The organism is Kluyvera sichuanensis (assembly GCF_040930405.1).
GTDB classification, from domain to species: Bacteria; Pseudomonadota; Gammaproteobacteria; order Enterobacterales; family Enterobacteriaceae; genus Kluyvera; species Kluyvera sichuanensis.
Window position 1 is genome coordinate 3,740,547 of sequence record NZ_CP162271.1, and the last position, 17,960, is coordinate 3,758,506.

Annotated in this window: 12 protein-coding genes and 3 rRNA genes; 9 read left to right on the forward strand and 6 right to left on the reverse strand. The window is 52.5% G+C overall.

Features of this window, described 5'->3' with window-relative positions; all coding sequences use genetic code 11:
* Positions 1 to 3 precede the first annotated feature (3 nt).
* A complete protein-coding gene (gene rbsR / locus AB2B48_RS17980; protein ID WP_185668179.1) occupies positions 4 to 996 on the forward strand; it encodes a ribose operon transcriptional repressor RbsR in 993 nt (330 codons plus the stop codon).
* 2 nt (positions 997 to 998) lie between these two features.
* On the opposite strand, the gene mdtD is transcribed toward rbsR, so the two are convergent.
* Both mdtD and AB2B48_RS17990 read right to left on the reverse strand, forming a co-directional pair.
* Positions 999 to 2,387, reverse strand: a complete 1,389-nt coding sequence (gene mdtD / locus AB2B48_RS17985) for a multidrug transporter subunit MdtD (protein WP_185668180.1) — start codon at positions 2,385 to 2,387, stop codon at positions 999 to 1,001.
* 10 nt (positions 2,388 to 2,397) lie between these two features.
* Positions 2,398 to 3,102, reverse strand: a complete 705-nt coding sequence (locus AB2B48_RS17990; RefSeq protein WP_185668181.1) for a FadR/GntR family transcriptional regulator — start codon at positions 3,100 to 3,102, stop codon at positions 2,398 to 2,400.
* A 474-nt stretch (positions 3,103 to 3,576) separates the two neighbouring features.
* Between AB2B48_RS17990 and AB2B48_RS17995 the strand changes: the two genes are divergently transcribed.
* The 3 genes from AB2B48_RS17995 (at position 3,577) to rrf (ending at position 8,471) form a co-directional block, all read left to right on the forward strand.
* Positions 3,577 to 5,116, forward strand: a 16S ribosomal RNA gene (locus tag AB2B48_RS17995).
* 235 nt (positions 5,117 to 5,351) lie between these two features.
* Positions 5,352 to 8,259, forward strand: a 23S ribosomal RNA gene (locus AB2B48_RS18000).
* 96 nt (positions 8,260 to 8,355) lie between these two features.
* Positions 8,356 to 8,471: ribosomal RNA gene (gene rrf, locus AB2B48_RS18005) — 5S ribosomal RNA — on the forward strand.
* Together the 16S, 23S and 5S rRNA genes form the textbook arrangement of a ribosomal RNA operon.
* Positions 8,472 to 8,577: 106 nt before the next feature.
* Here the strand turns inward: rrf and mobB are convergent.
* Entirely contained in the window at positions 8,578 to 9,087 is a 510-nt protein-coding gene (mobB, locus tag AB2B48_RS18010; protein WP_368299766.1) for a molybdopterin-guanine dinucleotide biosynthesis protein MobB, read from the reverse strand.
* Positions 9,084 to 9,611: a molybdenum cofactor guanylyltransferase MobA gene (gene mobA / locus AB2B48_RS18015; protein ID WP_368301981.1), complete on the reverse strand. Its 528-nt coding sequence runs from the start codon at positions 9,609 to 9,611 to the stop codon at positions 9,084 to 9,086. Before mobA ends, mobB begins: the two co-directional genes overlap by 4 nt.
* A gap of 126 nt (positions 9,612 to 9,737) precedes the next feature.
* Here mobA and AB2B48_RS18020 point away from each other — a divergent pair, with 126 nt between their 5' ends.
* The 3 genes from AB2B48_RS18020 (at position 9,738) to dsbA (ending at position 11,720) form a co-directional block, all read left to right on the forward strand.
* A complete protein-coding gene (locus AB2B48_RS18020) occupies positions 9,738 to 10,007 on the forward strand; it encodes a YihD family protein (protein WP_035892297.1) in 270 nt (89 codons plus the stop codon).
* Between the two features lie 75 nt (positions 10,008 to 10,082).
* Positions 10,083 to 11,069: a serine/threonine protein kinase gene (locus tag AB2B48_RS18025; protein ID WP_368299767.1), complete on the forward strand. Its 987-nt coding sequence runs from the start codon at positions 10,083 to 10,085 to the stop codon at positions 11,067 to 11,069.
* Positions 11,070 to 11,096: 27 nt separating this feature from the next.
* A complete protein-coding gene (gene dsbA, locus AB2B48_RS18030; protein WP_035892299.1) occupies positions 11,097 to 11,720 on the forward strand; it encodes a thiol:disulfide interchange protein DsbA in 624 nt (207 codons plus the stop codon).
* A gap of 15 nt (positions 11,721 to 11,735) precedes the next feature.
* On the opposite strand, the gene AB2B48_RS18035 is transcribed toward dsbA, so the two are convergent.
* On the reverse strand, positions 11,736 to 12,644 hold the full coding sequence (locus AB2B48_RS18035) for an acyltransferase (RefSeq protein ID WP_368299768.1): 909 nt from the start codon (positions 12,642 to 12,644) through the stop codon (positions 11,736 to 11,738).
* Between the two features lie 396 nt (positions 12,645 to 13,040).
* Here AB2B48_RS18035 and polA point away from each other — a divergent pair, with 396 nt between their 5' ends.
* Complete coding sequence (gene polA, locus AB2B48_RS18040) at positions 13,041 to 15,836, forward strand: DNA polymerase I (RefSeq protein WP_368299769.1); 2,796 nt, start codon at positions 13,041 to 13,043, stop codon at positions 15,834 to 15,836.
* 375 nt (positions 15,837 to 16,211) lie between these two features.
* Here the strand turns inward: polA and yihA are convergent, their stop codons facing one another.
* Entirely contained in the window at positions 16,212 to 16,847 is a 636-nt protein-coding gene (gene yihA / locus AB2B48_RS18045; RefSeq protein ID WP_035892382.1) for a ribosome biogenesis GTP-binding protein YihA/YsxC, read from the reverse strand.
* Positions 16,848 to 17,437: 590 nt separating this feature from the next.
* Between yihA and yihI the strand changes: the two genes are divergently transcribed.
* Positions 17,438 to 17,953, forward strand: a complete 516-nt coding sequence (gene yihI, locus AB2B48_RS18050; RefSeq protein WP_185668856.1) for a Der GTPase-activating protein YihI — start codon at positions 17,438 to 17,440, stop codon at positions 17,951 to 17,953.
* Positions 17,954 to 17,960 lie beyond the last annotated feature (7 nt).

Genomic DNA, 17,960 nt, shown 5'->3' on the forward strand with positions numbered 1-17,960 from the left:
TGCTTGGCCACGATGAAGGATGTTGCTCGCCTGGCGGGCGTTTCCACCTCAACCGTATCGCACGTCATCAATAAAGACCGTTTCGTCAGCGAAGCGATTACCGAGAAAGTTGATGCGGCCATCAAAACGCTGAACTACGCGCCGTCGGCGCTGGCGCGTAGCCTCAAGCTGAATCAGACCCATACGATTGGCATGCTGATCACCGCCAGTACCAACCCGTTCTACTCTGAACTGGTACGCGGCGTCGAGCGCAGCTGCTTTGAGCGTGGCTACAGCCTGGTGCTGTGCAACACCGAAGGCGATGAACAGCGAATGAACCGCAATCTTGAGACGCTGATGCAAAAACGCGTCGATGGGCTGCTGCTGCTGTGCACCGAAACGCACCAGCCGTCGCTGGAGATCATGCAGCGCTACCCTTCTATTCCTTCCGTGATGATGGACTGGGCACCGTTTGACGGCGACAGCGACCTGATTCAGGATAATTCGCTGTTTGGCGGCGATATGGCGACCCGTTACCTGATTGAACGCGGCCATACGCGTATTGCCTGTATTGCTGGCCCGCTGGATAAAACCCCGGCGCGTTTGCGTCTGGAGGGATACCGGGAAGCGATGCATAACGCGAAGCTGCCCATCCTGGACGGTTATGAGATTACCAGCGACTTCGAATTCGGCGGTGGTCTGGAGGCGATGCAGCAGTTGCTGAAGCATCCCGAGCGTCCGGATGCGGTCTTTGTCGGCAATGATGCCATGGCGGTCGGCGCCTATCAGGCGCTGTATCAGGCGGGTTTGCGTATTCCGCAGGACATGGCGGTGATTGGCTATGATGACATCGAGCTGGCGCGCTATATGACACCGCCGCTGACCACCATTCACCAACCGAAAGATGAACTTGGCGAGTTGGCGATTGATGTGCTGATTCATCGTATCGCCCAGCCCGGGCAGAAACAGCAGCGTATGCAGCTGACGCCCGAGCTGGTGGTTCGCGGCTCGGTGTGAGCCTAGTGCTTTTCTTTGATTAGGTTGCGGCCATCTTTCGGCCGCAGCAGCAGGAACATCAGCGCGGATATCGCCGTAATCACACCCATGGTAATAAAGGTATAGTGGAACTGATCGATGGTTGAGCCCACGATACTCTGGTAGGAACGTAGCACCGCGGCACTGATGGCGACCCCCAGACTAATCGACAACTGTTGGGTCACCGCCAGCAGGCTATTGCCGCCGCTGGCGTTATCGTCCGTCAGGTCGGCAAGCGTAATGGTGTTCATCGAGGTGAACTGCGTCGACATCGCCATCCCTAGCACCAGCAGCGGCAGAATCAGCATCCATATCGGCATCGACGGCGATTGCAGTGAGAACTGCGCGATCATCAGGCCAATGAACAGCGTGACTCCCACCAGTGTTTTCCGATAGCCCAAACGGCGCAGTACGGCAGTGACGGTCGATTTCGCAATAATCGAACCGATAGCCGTCGGCGCCATCATGCAGCCCGCGATCAGTGCCGGATAACCGAAGCCCACCTGGAGCATCAAGGGCATCAGGAACGGTACGCAGCCGGTGCCCAGGCGTGTTGCCAGGTTTCCGGCGATACCGACGGAAAAGGTACGGGTCTTGAACAGCGACAGTGAAATCAGCGGCGTAGGGTGCTTACGCGCGTGGCGGATATAGGCGAGCAGCAGAAGGATGCTGAGCAGGACTATCATTAATGCCACCCAGCCCGACACGATCTGCTCCCCGAGCAACTCCATACCGATGGAGAACAGTACCAGGCTCAGCCCGAAGAGCAGGAAACCGGAGAAGTCGAAACGTCGCCGCGGCGTGGTGAAGTTCGGCATATATTTCCGGGCGTACAGCATCCCGACAACGCCAATCGGTATGTTAATGAGGAAAATCCAGTGCCAGGTTGCCCAGGTAACGAATACGCCGCCGAGCACCGGGCCAAGAATCGGCCCAATCAGGCCCGGCATGGTGACAAAGTTAAGAACCGGCAGCAGCTCGCTACGCGGATAGGCGCGCAGTAACGCCAGGCGCGCGACGGGCATCATCATGGCGCCGCCAATCCCTTGAATCACCCGGAAGATAACCAGCTCGGTTAATGAAGAAGAGAGCGCGCAGGCCAGAGAGCCCAGAGTGAACAGGCTCACCGCTAACATAAAGACGCGGCGGGTACCAAAACGGTCTGCCAGCCAACCGCTCACCGGGATCAGCATCGCGACGGTCAGCGTATAGCTGATAATCGCCGACTGCATGGCCAGCGGCGAACGGTTCAGGCTGTGGGCAATGGCCGGAAGGGCGGTATTCAGGATGGTGGCGTCTAGCGCCTGCATAAAGAAGGCCATTGCCGCTATCCACGGTAGGCCAGCCATACTCCGCGCTTTCTTTTCTGTCATGCGATGTCCTCTAGACGGCTTCCCGGATATGTGGCGCGTTTAATAACGCCTGACATGCCAGAAACGCCTGCTGACCGTCGCCATCCTGGATAGCATCAACAATGGCCTGGTGACTATCCAGCTCGATCACTTCATCTTCAGTAATAGAGGTGAAATAGATGTGGTACACCGAATGGAAGAGCTTGGCGAAGGAGGTCAGGAACGGGTTCGCGCTCATTTCATAGATGTGCTCGTGCCAGGAGGTGTCGATATCAATCCAGCGAGTACGGTCGAACGCTTTCTCTAGCGTCGCCATCTCTTCCATTAATGTGTTGAGATGTGCCTTCTGTTCAGCCGTGCCTAACGTCGCGGCCAGCATGCAGGCCTGAGGCTCGAGGCTGCGGCGCAGCACCAGGAAGTGTTTCATCACCGACTGGAAGTTATCTGCGGTCAGCCACCAGGAGATAAGCTCGGTGTCGAGGAAGTTCCAGTGTGCCTGGGGCATGACGCGCGTACCAATACGCGGGCGCGGGAGCAGCATGCCTTTTGCTGAAAGGGTTTTTACCGCTTCACGAACGGCGGTTCGGCTGACGCCGAAAATCTCGCCCAGCTCCATCTCGCCGGGGAGGATGCTTTCCGGCGGGTATTCGCCGGTTAATATCTTCTGGGCTATTTTCTCAGCCAGGACCCAGGAGATGTTCTTTTGAGCTGCCAGTTGCTGTGCGCTTAGAGACATAAATGCCATTCCTATTATTTATCTTTCTTTAGTATGCCATTTGATGTGCTGAATCGGTGTTAAAAACAGCAGTTCGGGCCTTTAACGGTGCATTGCTGCACGATTTGTTGAAAAAGAGAGCGAGCGATAAATTATTTTAAATTTATGCTTGCGGGATCTCAATTACTCCCTATAATGCGGCCCCACTGAGACGGAACAACGGCAAACAAGCCGCCGGGTCAGCGAGGTTCTCCTGAGAATCTCGACAGAGAAAAGCGAAATTAAACGCTTGACTCTGAAAGAGGAAAGCGTAATATACGCCACCTCGCAACAGTGAGCGAAAGCCGTGTTGCACTGCTCTTTAACAATTTATCAGACAATCTGTGTGGGCACTCGAAGATACGGATTCTTAACGTCGCAAGACGATAAATGAATACCAAGTCTCTGAGTGAACACGTAATTCATTACGAAGTTTAATTCACGAGCATCAAACTTAAATTGAAGAGTTTGATCATGGCTCAGATTGAACGCTGGCGGCAGGCCTAACACATGCAAGTCGAACGGTAGCACAGAGAGCTTGCTCTTGGGTGACGAGTGGCGGACGGGTGAGTAATGTCTGGGAAACTGCCCGATGGAGGGGGATAACTACTGGAAACGGTAGCTAATACCGCATAACGTCGCAAGACCAAAGTGGGGGACCTTCGGGCCTCACACCATCGGATGTGCCCAGATGGGATTAGCTAGTTGGTGAGGTAATGGCTCACCAAGGCGACGATCCCTAGCTGGTCTGAGAGGATGACCAGCCACACTGGAACTGAGACACGGTCCAGACTCCTACGGGAGGCAGCAGTGGGGAATATTGCACAATGGGCGCAAGCCTGATGCAGCCATGCCGCGTGTATGAAGAAGGCCTTCGGGTTGTAAAGTACTTTCAGCGAGGAGGAAGGCATTAAGGTTAATAACCTTAGTGATTGACGTTACTCGCAGAAGAAGCACCGGCTAACTCCGTGCCAGCAGCCGCGGTAATACGGAGGGTGCAAGCGTTAATCGGAATTACTGGGCGTAAAGCGCACGCAGGCGGTCTGTCAAGTCGGATGTGAAATCCCCGGGCTCAACCTGGGAACTGCATTCGAAACTGGCAGGCTAGAGTCTTGTAGAGGGGGGTAGAATTCCAGGTGTAGCGGTGAAATGCGTAGAGATCTGGAGGAATACCGGTGGCGAAGGCGGCCCCCTGGACAAAGACTGACGCTCAGGTGCGAAAGCGTGGGGAGCAAACAGGATTAGATACCCTGGTAGTCCACGCCGTAAACGATGTCTATTTGAAGGTTGTTCCCTTGAGGAGTGGCTTTCGGAGCTAACGCGTTAAATAGACCGCCTGGGGAGTACGGCCGCAAGGTTAAAACTCAAATGAATTGACGGGGGCCCGCACAAGCGGTGGAGCATGTGGTTTAATTCGATGCAACGCGAAGAACCTTACCTACTCTTGACATCCAGAGAACTTAGCAGAGATGCTTTGGTGCCTTCGGGAACTCTGAGACAGGTGCTGCATGGCTGTCGTCAGCTCGTGTTGTGAAATGTTGGGTTAAGTCCCGCAACGAGCGCAACCCTTATCCTTTGTTGCCAGCGGTTCGGCCGGGAACTCAAAGGAGACTGCCAGTGATAAACTGGAGGAAGGTGGGGATGACGTCAAGTCATCATGGCCCTTACGAGTAGGGCTACACACGTGCTACAATGGCATATACAAAGAGAAGCGACCTCGCGAGAGCAAGCGGACCTCATAAAGTATGTCGTAGTCCGGATTGGAGTCTGCAACTCGACTCCATGAAGTCGGAATCGCTAGTAATCGTAGATCAGAATGCTACGGTGAATACGTTCCCGGGCCTTGTACACACCGCCCGTCACACCATGGGAGTGGGTTGCAAAAGAAGTAGGTAGCTTAACCTTCGGGAGGGCGCTTACCACTTTGTGATTCATGACTGGGGTGAAGTCGTAACAAGGTAACCGTAGGGGAACCTGCGGTTGGATCACCTCCTTACCTTAAAGAAACGTTCTTTGAAGTGCTCACACAAATTGTCTGGTAAATGATGAACTTCTGAATGTACTTTCGAGTTCATTAAGAAGTTTTGCTCTTTAAAAATCTGGATCAAGCTGAAAATTGAAACAGCACACTGAACTCTGTTCTCCGTAATAAGAACAGGCTGAGGTGTGTTTGAGTCTCTCAAATTTTTGCAGCGCGATGATGAATCGAAAGAAACATCTTCGGGTTGTGAGGTTAAGCGACTAAGCGTACACGGTGGATGCCCTGGCAGTCAGAGGCGATGAAGGACGTGCTAATCTGCGATAAGCGTCGGTAAGGTGATATGAACCGTTATAACCGACGATTTCCGAATGGGGAAACCCAGTGTGATTCGTCACACTATCATTACGTGAATACATAGCGTAATGAAGCGAACCGGGGGAACTGAAACATCTAAGTACCCCGAGGAAAAGAAATCAACCGAGATTCCCCCAGTAGCGGCGAGCGAACGGGGAGCAGCCCAGAGCCTGAATCAGCATGTGTGATAGTGGAACGGTATGGAAAGGCCGGCGATACAGGGTGATAGCCCCGTACACAAAATTGCATGTGTTGTGAGCTCGATGAGTAGGGCGGGACACGTGGTATCCTGTCTGAATATGGGGGGACCATCCTCCAAGGCTAAATACTCCTGACTGACCGATAGTGAACCAGTACCGTGAGGGAAAGGCGAAAAGAACCCCGGCGAGGGGAGTGAAAAAGAACCTGAAACCGTGTACGTACAAGCAGTGGGAGCATCCTTCGGGGTGTGACTGCGTACCTTTTGTATAATGGGTCAGCGACTTATATTCTGTAGCAAGGTTAACCGTATAGGGGAGCCGCAGGGAAACCGAGTCTTAACTGGGCGTTAAGTTGCAGGGTATAGACCCGAAACCCGGTGATCTAGCCATGGGCAGGTTGAAGGTTGGGTAACACTAACTGGAGGACCGAACCGACTAATGTTGAAAAATTAGCGGATGACTTGTGGCTGGGGGTGAAAGGCCAATCAAACCGGGAGATAGCTGGTTCTCCCCGAAAGCTATTTAGGTAGCGCCTCGTGAATTCATCTTCGGGGGTAGAGCACTGTTTCGGCTAGGGGGTCATCCCGACTTACCAACCCGATGCAAACTACGAATACCGAAGAATGTTATCACGGGAGACACACGGCGGGTGCTAACGTCCGTCGTGAAGAGGGAAACAACCCAGACCGCCAGCTAAGGTCCCAAAGTCACAGTTAAGTGGGAAACGATGTGGGAAGGCTCAGACAGCCAGGATGTTGGCTTAGAAGCAGCCATCATTTAAAGAAAGCGTAATAGCTCACTGGTCGAGTCGGCCTGCGCGGAAGATGTAACGGGGCTAAACTGTGCACCGAAGCTGCGGCAGCGACACTATGTGTTGTTGGGTAGGGGAGCGTTCTGTAAGCCTGCGAAGGTGTCTCGTGAGGGATGCTGGAGGTATCAGAAGTGCGAATGCTGACATAAGTAACGATAATGCGGGTGAAAAACCCGCACGCCGGAAGACCAAGGGTTCCTGTCCAACGTTAATCGGGGCAGGGTGAGTCGACCCCTAAGGCGAGGCCGAAAGGCGTAGTCGATGGGAAACAGGTTAATATTCCTGTACTTGGTGTTACTGCGAAGGGGGGACGGAGAAGGCTATGTTAGCCGGGCGACGGTTGTCCCGGTTTAAGCATGTAGGCGGAGCGTTTAGGTAAATCCGGACGCTTATTAACGCTGAGGTGTGATGACGAGGCACTACGGTGCTGAAGTAACAAATGCCCTGCTTCCAGGAAAAGCCTCTAAGCATCAGGTAACATCAAATCGTACCCCAAACCGACACAGGTGGTCAGGTAGAGAATACCAAGGCGCTTGAGAGAACTCGGGTGAAGGAACTAGGCAAAATGGTGCCGTAACTTCGGGAGAAGGCACGCTGATATGTAGGTGAAGTGATTTACTCATGGAGCTGAAATCAGTCGAAGATACCAGCTGGCTGCAACTGTTTATTAAAAACACAGCACTGTGCAAACACGAAAGTGGACGTATACGGTGTGACGCCTGCCCGGTGCCGGAAGGTTAATTGATGGGGTTAGCGGCAACGCGAAGCTCTTGATCGAAGCCCCGGTAAACGGCGGCCGTAACTATAACGGTCCTAAGGTAGCGAAATTCCTTGTCGGGTAAGTTCCGACCTGCACGAATGGCGTAATGATGGCCAGGCTGTCTCCACCCGAGACTCAGTGAAATTGAACTCGCTGTGAAGATGCAGTGTACCCGCGGCAAGACGGAAAGACCCCGTGAACCTTTACTATAGCTTGACACTGAACACTGGTCCTTGATGTGTAGGATAGGTGGGAGGCTTTGAAGCGCGGACGCCAGTTCGTGTGGAGCCAACCTTGAAATACCACCCTTTAATGGCTGGTGTTCTAACGTAGACCCGTAATCCGGGTTGCGGACAGTGTCTGGTGGGTAGTTTGACTGGGGCGGTCTCCTCCTAAAGAGTAACGGAGGAGCACGAAGGTTAGCTAATCCTGGTCGGACATCAGGAGGTTAGTGCAAAGGCATAAGCTAGCTTGACTGCGAGAGTGACGGCTCGAGCAGGTGCGAAAGCAGGTCTTAGTGATCCGGTGGTTCTGTATGGAAGGGCCATCGCTCAACGGATAAAAGGTACTCCGGGGATAACAGGCTGATACCGCCCAAGAGTTCATATCGACGGCGGTGTTTGGCACCTCGATGTCGGCTCATCACATCCTGGGGCTGAAGTAGGTCCCAAGGGTATGGCTGTTCGCCATTTAAAGTGGTACGCGAGCTGGGTTTAGAACGTCGTGAGACAGTTCGGTCCCTATCTGCCGTGGGCGCTGGAGAATTGAGGGGGGCTGCTCCTAGTACGAGAGGACCGGAGTGGACGCATCACTGGTGTTCGGGTTGTCATGCCAATGGCATTGCCCGGTAGCTAAATGCGGAAAAGATAAGTGCTGAAAGCATCTAAGCACGAAACTTGCCCCAAGATGAGTTCTCCCTGACTCTTTGAGAGTCCTGAAGGAACGTTGAAGACGACGACGTTGATAGGCTGGGTGTGTAAGCGTAGCGATACGTTGAGCTAACCAGTACTAATGAACCGTGAGGCTTAACCTTACAACGCCGAAGATGTTTTGGCGAAAGAGACATCGATATTCAGCTTGATTACAGATTACATCAGAACGCGAAAAGCGGTCTGATAAACAGAATTTGCCTGGCGGCTGTAGCGCGGTGGTCCCACCTGACCCCATGCCGAACTCAGAAGTGAAACGCCGTAGCGCCGATGGTAGTGTGGGGTCTCCCCATGCGAGAGTAGGGAACTGCCAGGCATCAATTAAGTGAAGAAGCTCATCCTGACGGATGGGCTTTTTTGCGTCTGCGGAAAATAAAAGTGTGGTGAATATCCCGGGGTCACTGCGTTCGCCCGGGCTACAACTACTCTTCTGTTTCTAACCATGCCACAATAAACGCCACTATCTCCGGCAAATTATTCAAATCCAGCACCGGCACATCGACATTCAGCGTAATATCGCTGGCCACTGCAATCGTATGTTCATCGATAATCAACTCGTTCACCGGGTGCCCGGCATCCTGACGAAATAGCAGGATCTTAGCGACGGCTTCATGCTTAAACCCTTCAACCAGCACCAGATCCAACTTTGAAGCATCCATCCTACTGACCAGAAACGCTAGATCTAACTCCTCTTCTTCCGGCGTTTCCGTCATCAGCGCCCAGCGTTGCCGGCTGGCAACCAGCGTCTGTGCCGCCCCCGCCTTGCGAAGTTCGTAGCTATCCTTTCCTGGCTTATCTACATCCATATTGTGATGCGTATGTTTGATAAGCCCTGGACGAATACCTTTTGCACAAAGTTCGGGGATGAGTTTTTTCAGCAGCGTCGTTTTTCCCGTACCGCTCCAGGCGGCAATCGCTAACAATGGGATCATATTCTTTCCTGATTGAGCGTGAGATCTTCCGGGGTGTTCATGTTGCGAAATGCTTCTTTCGTGTCGCTAAAATCGACGGAATGGCCGCCAACCTGACGCATAAACACCATTACGCGACGTTCACCACTGGCAAGGTAATCGATAATCTTTGGGGCCAGACTGCGGTGAGCAAGGGTGACCGCAGGGTGGTCGCGATCGCCATCATGGACCCACACCACTGGAGCATTTTGGCGCTGTTCTACCAGGCGTTCGACAAGATTGTCGGGGATAAACGGCGTATCGCAGGGGCAAAACAGAAACCACTCGCCGGATGTCTGCTGCATAACTGATAACAGTCCGGCAAGCGGCCCAGGGAATCCCGAGAGCGTATCGGCAATTACCGGAAAGCCGCTCTGTCGGTAGATATCCAGATTACGATTCGCGCTAATGACGACCTCGTGTACCTGCGGAAGAAGGCAGTCCGCTACGTGCTGCCACAGCGGTTTACCGTTAAGCAGCATTAATCCTTTGTCCTGCCCACCCATTCTTGAGGCTTTGCCGCCTGCTAACACTACACCGGTTATCTGGCACTCTGCTTTCACCGCTATCGCCTCTTTTATTGTGGGGTTTACCCTGCTAACGTGTCTCTATCAAGCGTAAGGAGCACGACCATGAAATGTAAACGTCTGAATGAAGTTATTGAACTCCTCCAGCCAGCCTGGCAGAAAGAGCCGGAGCTGAATTTACTGCAATTTTTGCAGAAACTGGCGAAGGAGTCAGGCTATGACGGCGAATTGGCCGATTTAACGGATGATATTCTGATCTACCATCTGAAAATGCGCGACTCCGCCAAAGACGCGGTTATTCCTGGCATTCAGAAAGATTATGAAGAAGACTTCAAAACCGCGCTGCTGCGCGCTCGCGGCGTAATAAAAGAGTAAAAGGTTGTAAGCAGAGCCACTCAAGGCAGCGCGAAATGATATCCTGAATCATTCGTATCGTTATCGGATGTCAGGATGAACGACAAGGCTTTCACTTTCCAGACTCTCCACCCGGATACCATCATCGATGCCCTATTCGATCAGGGTATCCGGGTTGATTCTGGACTCACCCCTCTTAACAGCTACGAGAATCGGGTCTATCAGTTTCAGGATGAAGATCGTCGCCGCATGGTGGTGAAATTCTATCGTCCGGAACGCTGGTCGGCTGCGCAGATTCTTGAAGAGCACCAGTTTGCACTGGAGCTAGTCGAGGATGAGGTTCCGGTTGCTGCACCTATCCTTTTTAATGGCCAGACACTGCTCACGCATGAGGGGTTCTATTTTGCCGTCTTCCCGAGCATGGGTGGCCGCCAATTTGAATCAGATAACCTGGATCAGATGGAGTGGGTTGGGCGCTATCTGGGGCGCATGCACCAGACTGGCCGCAAATCGCGCTTTGCTGCGCGTCCTTCTATCGGCGTAAAAGAGTATCTGATTGAGCCGCGTGCCCTTTTTGAGCATTCGGCGCTGATTCCCGCCGGTTTAAAAGACCGTTTCCTGAAAGTGACCGATGACCTGATTGATGCGGTCATGGGGCTATGGCATGGGCGTTTCGATGCTTTACGCTTACACGGCGACTGTCATGCAGGGAATATCCTCTGGCGTGATGGCCCGCTATTTGTCGATCTTGACGATGCGCGCAATGGCCCCGCGGTTCAGGATCTCTGGATGTTGCTTAACGGCTCTCCTGCTGAGAGACGTATGCAGCTTGAAACTATCGTTGAGGCTTACGAAGAATTCAGCAGCTTTAATTCAGACGAATTGGCGCTGATTGAGCCTTTACGTGCAATGCGGTTGGTTTATTATCTTGCCTGGATTATCAGGCGTTGGGATGACCCTGCATTTCCGAAAAATTTTCCCTGGTTAACCGGGGAAGATTTCTGGCATCAGCAGATCGCGACTTTTATTGAGCAGGTGAAGGTTCTGCAAGAACCCCCTCTTCAGTTAACGCCAATGTATTAATTCGACACAGTCAGGAGAGAGTGAGTTATGAAAAAGGTTTGGCTTGCGCTGGCAGGTATGATTCTGGCATTCAGCGCATCCGCTGCTCAGATTACCGACGGCAAACAATACGTTACGATCGATAAGCCGGTTGCAGGTGAGCCGCAGGTGCTGGAGTTCTTCTCCTTCTACTGCCCGCATTGCTATCAGTTTGAGGAAGTTCTGCACGTTTCCGACAACGTGAAGAAAAAGCTGCCGGAAGGCACCAAAATGACCAAGTACCACGTTGAGTTCCTGGGCCCGTTGGGCAAAGACCTGACTCAGGCGTGGGCGGTAGCGATGGCGCTGGGCGTAGAAGATCAGATCACTGCACCGATGTTTGAAGCGGTACAGAAAACCCAGACCGTGCAGACCGTTGCGGATATCCGCAAAGTCTTCACCGACGCTGGCGTGAAGGGCGAAGATTATGATGCCGCCTGGAACAGCTTCGTGGTGAAATCTCTGGTCGCGCAGCAGGAAAAAGCGGCAGCCGATCTGCAGCTGCAGGGCGTTCCTGCGATGTTTGTTAACGGTAAATACCAGCTGAACCCGCAGGGCATGGACACCAGCAACATGGACGTCTTTGTCGCTCAGTATGCTGATACCGTAAAACAGCTTGTTGAGAAGAAATAATAAAGAAAACGCCGGTCAATGACCGGCGTTTTTGTATTCTGTTTTGATGTCTGTAATCTGATGGTCTTTCTCTTCCCACAGCGCATTCAGCCATAGCTGGAAGCGTCGCTTAAAGTTCTTATCCCCCACGTAATCACCGTGCATCTCCGGGTCAATGGGACGCAGATTCACGCGGACAACAATGCGCGTCAGCTTACCGCTGAGCATATCGTAGAACGGCGTCTTATCGTTTTCCGGGTAGCAGAGCGTCACGTCAAGCAGCTTATCAAACTGGGCACCTAACACGTTCAGCGCCATGGCAATACCGGCGGCTTTTGGCGGCAGCAAGTTTTGATAAGGCGAACGGGTTTGCAGGCGCTTTTCAGGCGTAAAGCGCGAGCCTTCGACAAAGTTGACGATGGTAGTGGGATGCACGCGGAATTTCTCGCACGAGCGGCGCGTCGTTTCCACATCTTTACCGCGACGTTCCGGGTGACGAATCAAATAGCTGCGGGAATAGCGACGCATAAATGGCATATCCAGCGCCCAGCATGCCAGCCCCATGAACGGAACCCAGGCCAGCTGCTGCTTCAGGAAATACTTATTCATCGGGATATGCTTGCGGAAAATCACGCACAGCACCACGATGTCTGCCCAGCTGTGGTGGTTACAAATGAGCAGATACCAGTTCTTCTTATTGAGTGTTTCTAGCCCTTCGATATCCCACTTGAGCCAGGGATTGAGATGCAGCAGCGCCGCCAGCCCTTCACACCAGCAGTACATCATAAAGTTGCAGAATACCGAGACGGAGCGCCAGATTGCCGGTACCGGCAAAATCAGTTTAATCATGCCGGCGAGAATAATCGGTATGGAGCACAATATGGTCAATAATATGGTGAGTGCGATACTGATGGGCAGCGTTATCGCAGCGAGTAATCTCGACATAGTTTGTTTATTCAGATAGTTAGTTATTTAACGTGCCCATACAAAAAGGCACAAGGCGCTGATTTTACCAGAAAACGTGTTAAATGACGGTTCTTACCTGAAGAGAAAAATTGTCGCTATGTCTATCCACACTGTGTGAATTACCACCAGGTCGCTGTCATTAGCTACGATCTATATATAACACATTGAAATTATTTAATTATTTTGTTGTTAACCATCGATTACATATCATTTGTTATTAGTAAAATAAAACTATTCACAAACTTATCCACAATTTGTTTTGCGTGCGATCGCGAGGATCTGCAAATCTTTTCTCGTTATTTTGGCGAAAAACTCATGTTTTCATGCCGTCTGTGGCATCCTTTACCCATAATCTGATAAACAGGCACGGAAATTATGGTTCAGATCCCTGAAAACCCTCTCATCCTCGTTGATGGATCTTCTTATCTCTATCGGGCATATCACGCATTCCCACCGCTGACGAACCGTGCGGGAGAGCCGACGGGCGCGATGTACGGCGTGCTGAACATGCTGCGCAGCCTGATCCTCCAGTATCAGCCAACCCATGCTGCCGTGGTGTTTGATGCGAAGGGAAAAACCTTCCGTGACGAATTGTTTGAAGACTACAAGTCACATCGCCCGCCCATGCCGGACGATCTGCGTGCGCAGATAGAACCGCTGCATATCATGGTGAAAGCGATGGGCCTGCCGCTGTTAGCCGTCTCCGGCGTGGAAGCGGATGACGTGATCGGTACGCTGGCGCGTGAAGCGGAAAAAGCGGGCCGCCCGGTGCTTATCAGCACCGGGGATAAAGATATGGCGCAGCTTGTCACCCCGGGCATTACGCTTATCAATACCATGACCAATACCATTCTCGGCCCGGACGAAGTGGTGACCAAATACGGCGTGCCGCCGGAGCTGATTATTGACTTCCTCGCGCTGATGGGCGACTCCTCGGATAACATTCCGGGCGTGCCGGGCGTGGGTGAAAAGACCGCGCAGGCGCTGCTGCAAGGGCTAGGTGGCCTCGATACGCTCTACGGTGAACCGGAAAAAATCGCCGGGCTGACCTTCCGTGGCGCCAAGACCATGGCGGCGAAGCTTGAGCAGAACAAAGATCTGGCCTACCTCTCCTATAAGCTGGCGACCATTAAAACGGACGTAGAGCTGGAGCTGGGCTGCGAGCAGCTCATTGTTGCGGAGCCTGCGGCCGATGAGCTGCTAACGCTGTTCAAGAAATACGAATTTAAACGCTGGATAACTGACGTTGAGTCCGGCACCTGGATGCAGGCTAAAGGGACGAAACCTGCCGCTAAACCGGCCAGCAAAGCCGCTGACGTAGACGTTGAGGCTGAAGTCGAAGAGACCGCAGCCACGCTGTCGTCCGAAAACTATGTCACCATCCTCGATGAAGCTACGCTGGTCAGCTGGATTGAGAAGCTGAAGAAAGCGCCTCTGTTTGCTTTCGATACTGAAACCGACAGCCTTGATAACATCTCTGCCAATATGGTGGGCCTGTCGTTTGCGACCGAGCCGGGTATTGCTGCCTATGTTCCTGTCGCTCATGACTATCTCGATGCCCCTGACCAGATCTCCCGCGAGCGCGCTTTAGAACTCCTCAAGCCGCTGCTTGAGGATGAAACGCTGCTGAAGGTGGGTCAGAACCTGAAATATGACCGCGGTATTCTTGCCAACTACGGTATTGAACTGCGCGGTATCGCCTATGACACCATGCTGGAGTCCTACACGCTGGATAGCGTTGCCGGTCGCCATGATATGGACAGCCTCTCCGACCGCTGGTTAAAACACAAAACCATCACGTTCGAAGAGATTGCCGGTAAAGGTAAAAATCAGCTGACCTTCAACCAGATTGCGCTGGAAGAAGCCGGTCGCTATGCGGCGGAAGATGCCGACGTGACGCTCCAGCTGCACCTGAAGATGTGGCCGAAGCTGCAGAAGCATGAAGGGCCGCTGCGCATCTTTAACGAGATTGAAATGCCGCTGGTGCCGGTGCTGTCACGTGTTGAACGCAATGGCGTGAAGATTGATCCTGCCGTGCTGCACGCGCATTCGCAGGAGATTGCCAAGCGCCTGATCGAGCTGGAGCAGAAAGCCTACGAGATTGCCGGGGAAGAATTTAACCTCTCCTCGCCGAAGCAGCTGCAGACCATCCTGTTTGAAAAACAGGGCATCAAGCCGCTGAAGAAAACGCCGGGCGGTGCGCCGTCTACGTCGGAAGAGGTGCTGGAAGAGCTGGCGCTCGACTACCCGCTGCCGAAGGTGATTCTGGAGTACCGTGGTCTGGCGAAGCTGAAATCGACCTACACCGATAAGCTGCCGTTGATGATCAACCCGAAAACCGGCCGCGTTCATACCTCCTATCACCAGGCGGTAACCGCAACCGGGCGACTCTCTTCGACCGATCCGAACTTGCAGAACATTCCAGTGCGTAACGAGGAAGGGCGTCGTATTCGTCAGGCGTTTATTGCGCCGGAAGATTACCTCATCGTCTCTGCCGACTACTCGCAAATTGAGCTGCGCATTATGGCGCACCTGTCCCGCGACGAAGGCCTGCTGAACGCGTTTGCCGAAGGTAAGGATATCCACCGTGCCACCGCAGCTGAGGTATTCGGTCTGCCGCTGGAGAGCGTGAGTAGTGAACAGCGTCGCAGCGCTAAGGCGATTAACTTCGGCCTGATTTACGGTATGAGCGCCTTTGGCCTGGCTCGCCAGCTTAATATTCCGCGCAAAGAAGCCCAGAAATATATGGATCTCTACTTCGAGCGTTACCCTGGCGTGCTGGACTATATGGAACGCACCCGTCAGCAGGCTAAAGAGCAGGGCTATGTTGCCACGCTCGACGGTCGTCGCCTCTATCTGCCGGACATCAAATCCAGCAACGGCGCTCGCCGTGCGGGTGCTGAGCGTGCGGCGATTAACGCCCCGATGCAGGGAACCGCTGCCGATATCATCAAACGCGCAATGATTGCGGTGGATGAGTGGTTAGAAAGCGAGAAGCCACGCGTTCGCATGATCATGCAGGTACACGATGAACTGGTCTTTGAGGTGCATAAAGATGACCTCGAGGCGGTATCGAAGAAAGTGCATGAGTTAATGGAAAACAGCACGACGCTGGATGTGCCGTTGTTGGTGGAAGTGGGCAGTGGTGAAAACTGGGATCAAGCTCATTAAGTATCCGATGAATAACGCTCTTTTTTGTAAGTAAGCAACATAACTTATCTAGTTTTGTGATGAACATTAGAATTCGTTATGTAACAAATGAAAAAAAACTACAAAAAATGCTTTCTGAACGGGGTAAAAAAGAGTAGAGTTAATCTCGTAGGGTACAGAGGTAAGATGTTCTATCTTTCAGACCTTTTACTTCACGTAATCGGATTTGGCTGAATATTTTAGCCGCCCCAGTCAGTAATGACTGGGGCGTTTTTTATTGGGCGAAAGAAAAGTTTTCGGCGCGATAAAATTGAAAGGTATTGCGTTAAATCAGTGGGATAGAGCGAGCCCGGAACAGGGCGCAGTGCGCCACTATCCGGGATAAAAGCAGGGGGATTACTCTTCTGCCGCCTCAACTTCTTCCTGCGGCGGAATATCGTTAAACCAGCTATCCAGCTTCTGACGCAGCTTATCGACACCCTGCTTTTTCAGCGAAGAAAAAGCTTCAACCTGCACGTCGCCGTTAAAGGCCAACGCAGCTTCACGAACCTGGTTCAGCTGCGCCTTACGCGCGCCGCTCGCCAGCTTGTCCGCTTTCGTCAGCAGTACCAGTACCGGGATTTCGCTGGCGACGGCCCACTCGATCATCTGCTGGTCGAGGTCCTTCAGCGGATGGCGAATATCCATCAGCACCACTAATCCTTTCAAACACAGACGTTTCTCCAGGTATTCACCCAGCGCACGCTGCCATTTGATCTTCATCTCTTCCGGAACCTGCGCATAGCCATAACCCGGCAGGTCGACCAGGCGTTTGCCATCGGCGACTTCAAACAGGTTAATCAGCTGAGTACGGCCCGGCGTTTTTGAAGTACGCGCCAGACTTTTCTGGTTGGTGAGCGTATTCAGGGCGCTGGATTTCCCCGCGTTGGAGCGGCCAGCAAAGGCCACTTCGATTCCGGTATCGGAAGGTAAGTGGCGGATGTCAGGCGCACTGGTCACAAAATGCGTCTGTTGATAGTTCCAGTTAGTCAAAACGGTCTTCTCCGTTAAATCAGGCAATGCGGGCGATTATACCCGATCGGCAAAAAAAGACTGGTTTTCCTCTTCGCGCATTGACTGTAAGACGATGCCCTTTCGTTTGTAAGACATTTGCCATTGTCTCTATGCGAAATTTAGGAAAAAACGGGGGCGACATAATATTCAAATCATTTGAAATCATATAGTTAATATTGGGCAATATTCTGATTTGTCCATTTTTCACCGTTTCGTTGCTTGTTAGTTTAGCCCAACGCTGTAAAGTAGCACCCATCGGCAAGGGCGCCGGAAGGAATATAGACTCAGGATGAGCGGTCAGGAGCGCCAGGAGGCGAAGACCGAAGGAATCAGCCAGGAAGGCGAACGTCTGGAGACGTTAAACACGGATAGGGACCATAACAGGGACTGTTATAGAGCTAACGGATAGACAGGGCGCGTTGAAAGCCAACATGGAATGTAGAACCCGTAAAGGGTTGTGAGTCAGGAAAAAAGGCGACAGATTACTCTGTCGCCTTTTTTCTTTGTTTGCTTTCTGCTAGATTCCGGCTCAATTCTATACTGAATAAAACGGCTTAAAGACAGACATCATGAAAAAACCAACCTCTGCACCGCGCGGTAAAACTCCAGGTAAACAGCGCCGTAAAACGCGTGAAGAACTGAACCTGGAAGCTCGCGAACGTAAAAACGATAAAAAACACCGTGGTAACGCGGCGGGAAGCCGTGCGACTGGCTCTGACGGTGCATCCGGCTCCAATAAACAAAAGCAGCAAAAAGATCCTCGTATTGGCAGTAAAAAACCCATCGCGCTGGGCGTTACTGACGCACCGGTCGTGAAACAGCCCAAACCGAAGAGCGAGAAACCTATGCTTTCACCGCAGGCCGAGCTGGATATGCTGGAGAGAGATGAGCGCCTGGACGCGCTGCTGGAACGACTGGAAAATGACGAAACCCTGACTGCTGAAGAGCAGAAATGGGTAGACGCTAAACTGGATCGCATCGATGAACTGATGCAGCAACTCGGCCTCTCTTACGATGATGACGAAGAAGAAGAGGAAGAAGAGGGCAAGGAAGACATGATGCGTCTGCTGAGAGGCGGAAACTAACGTTTGC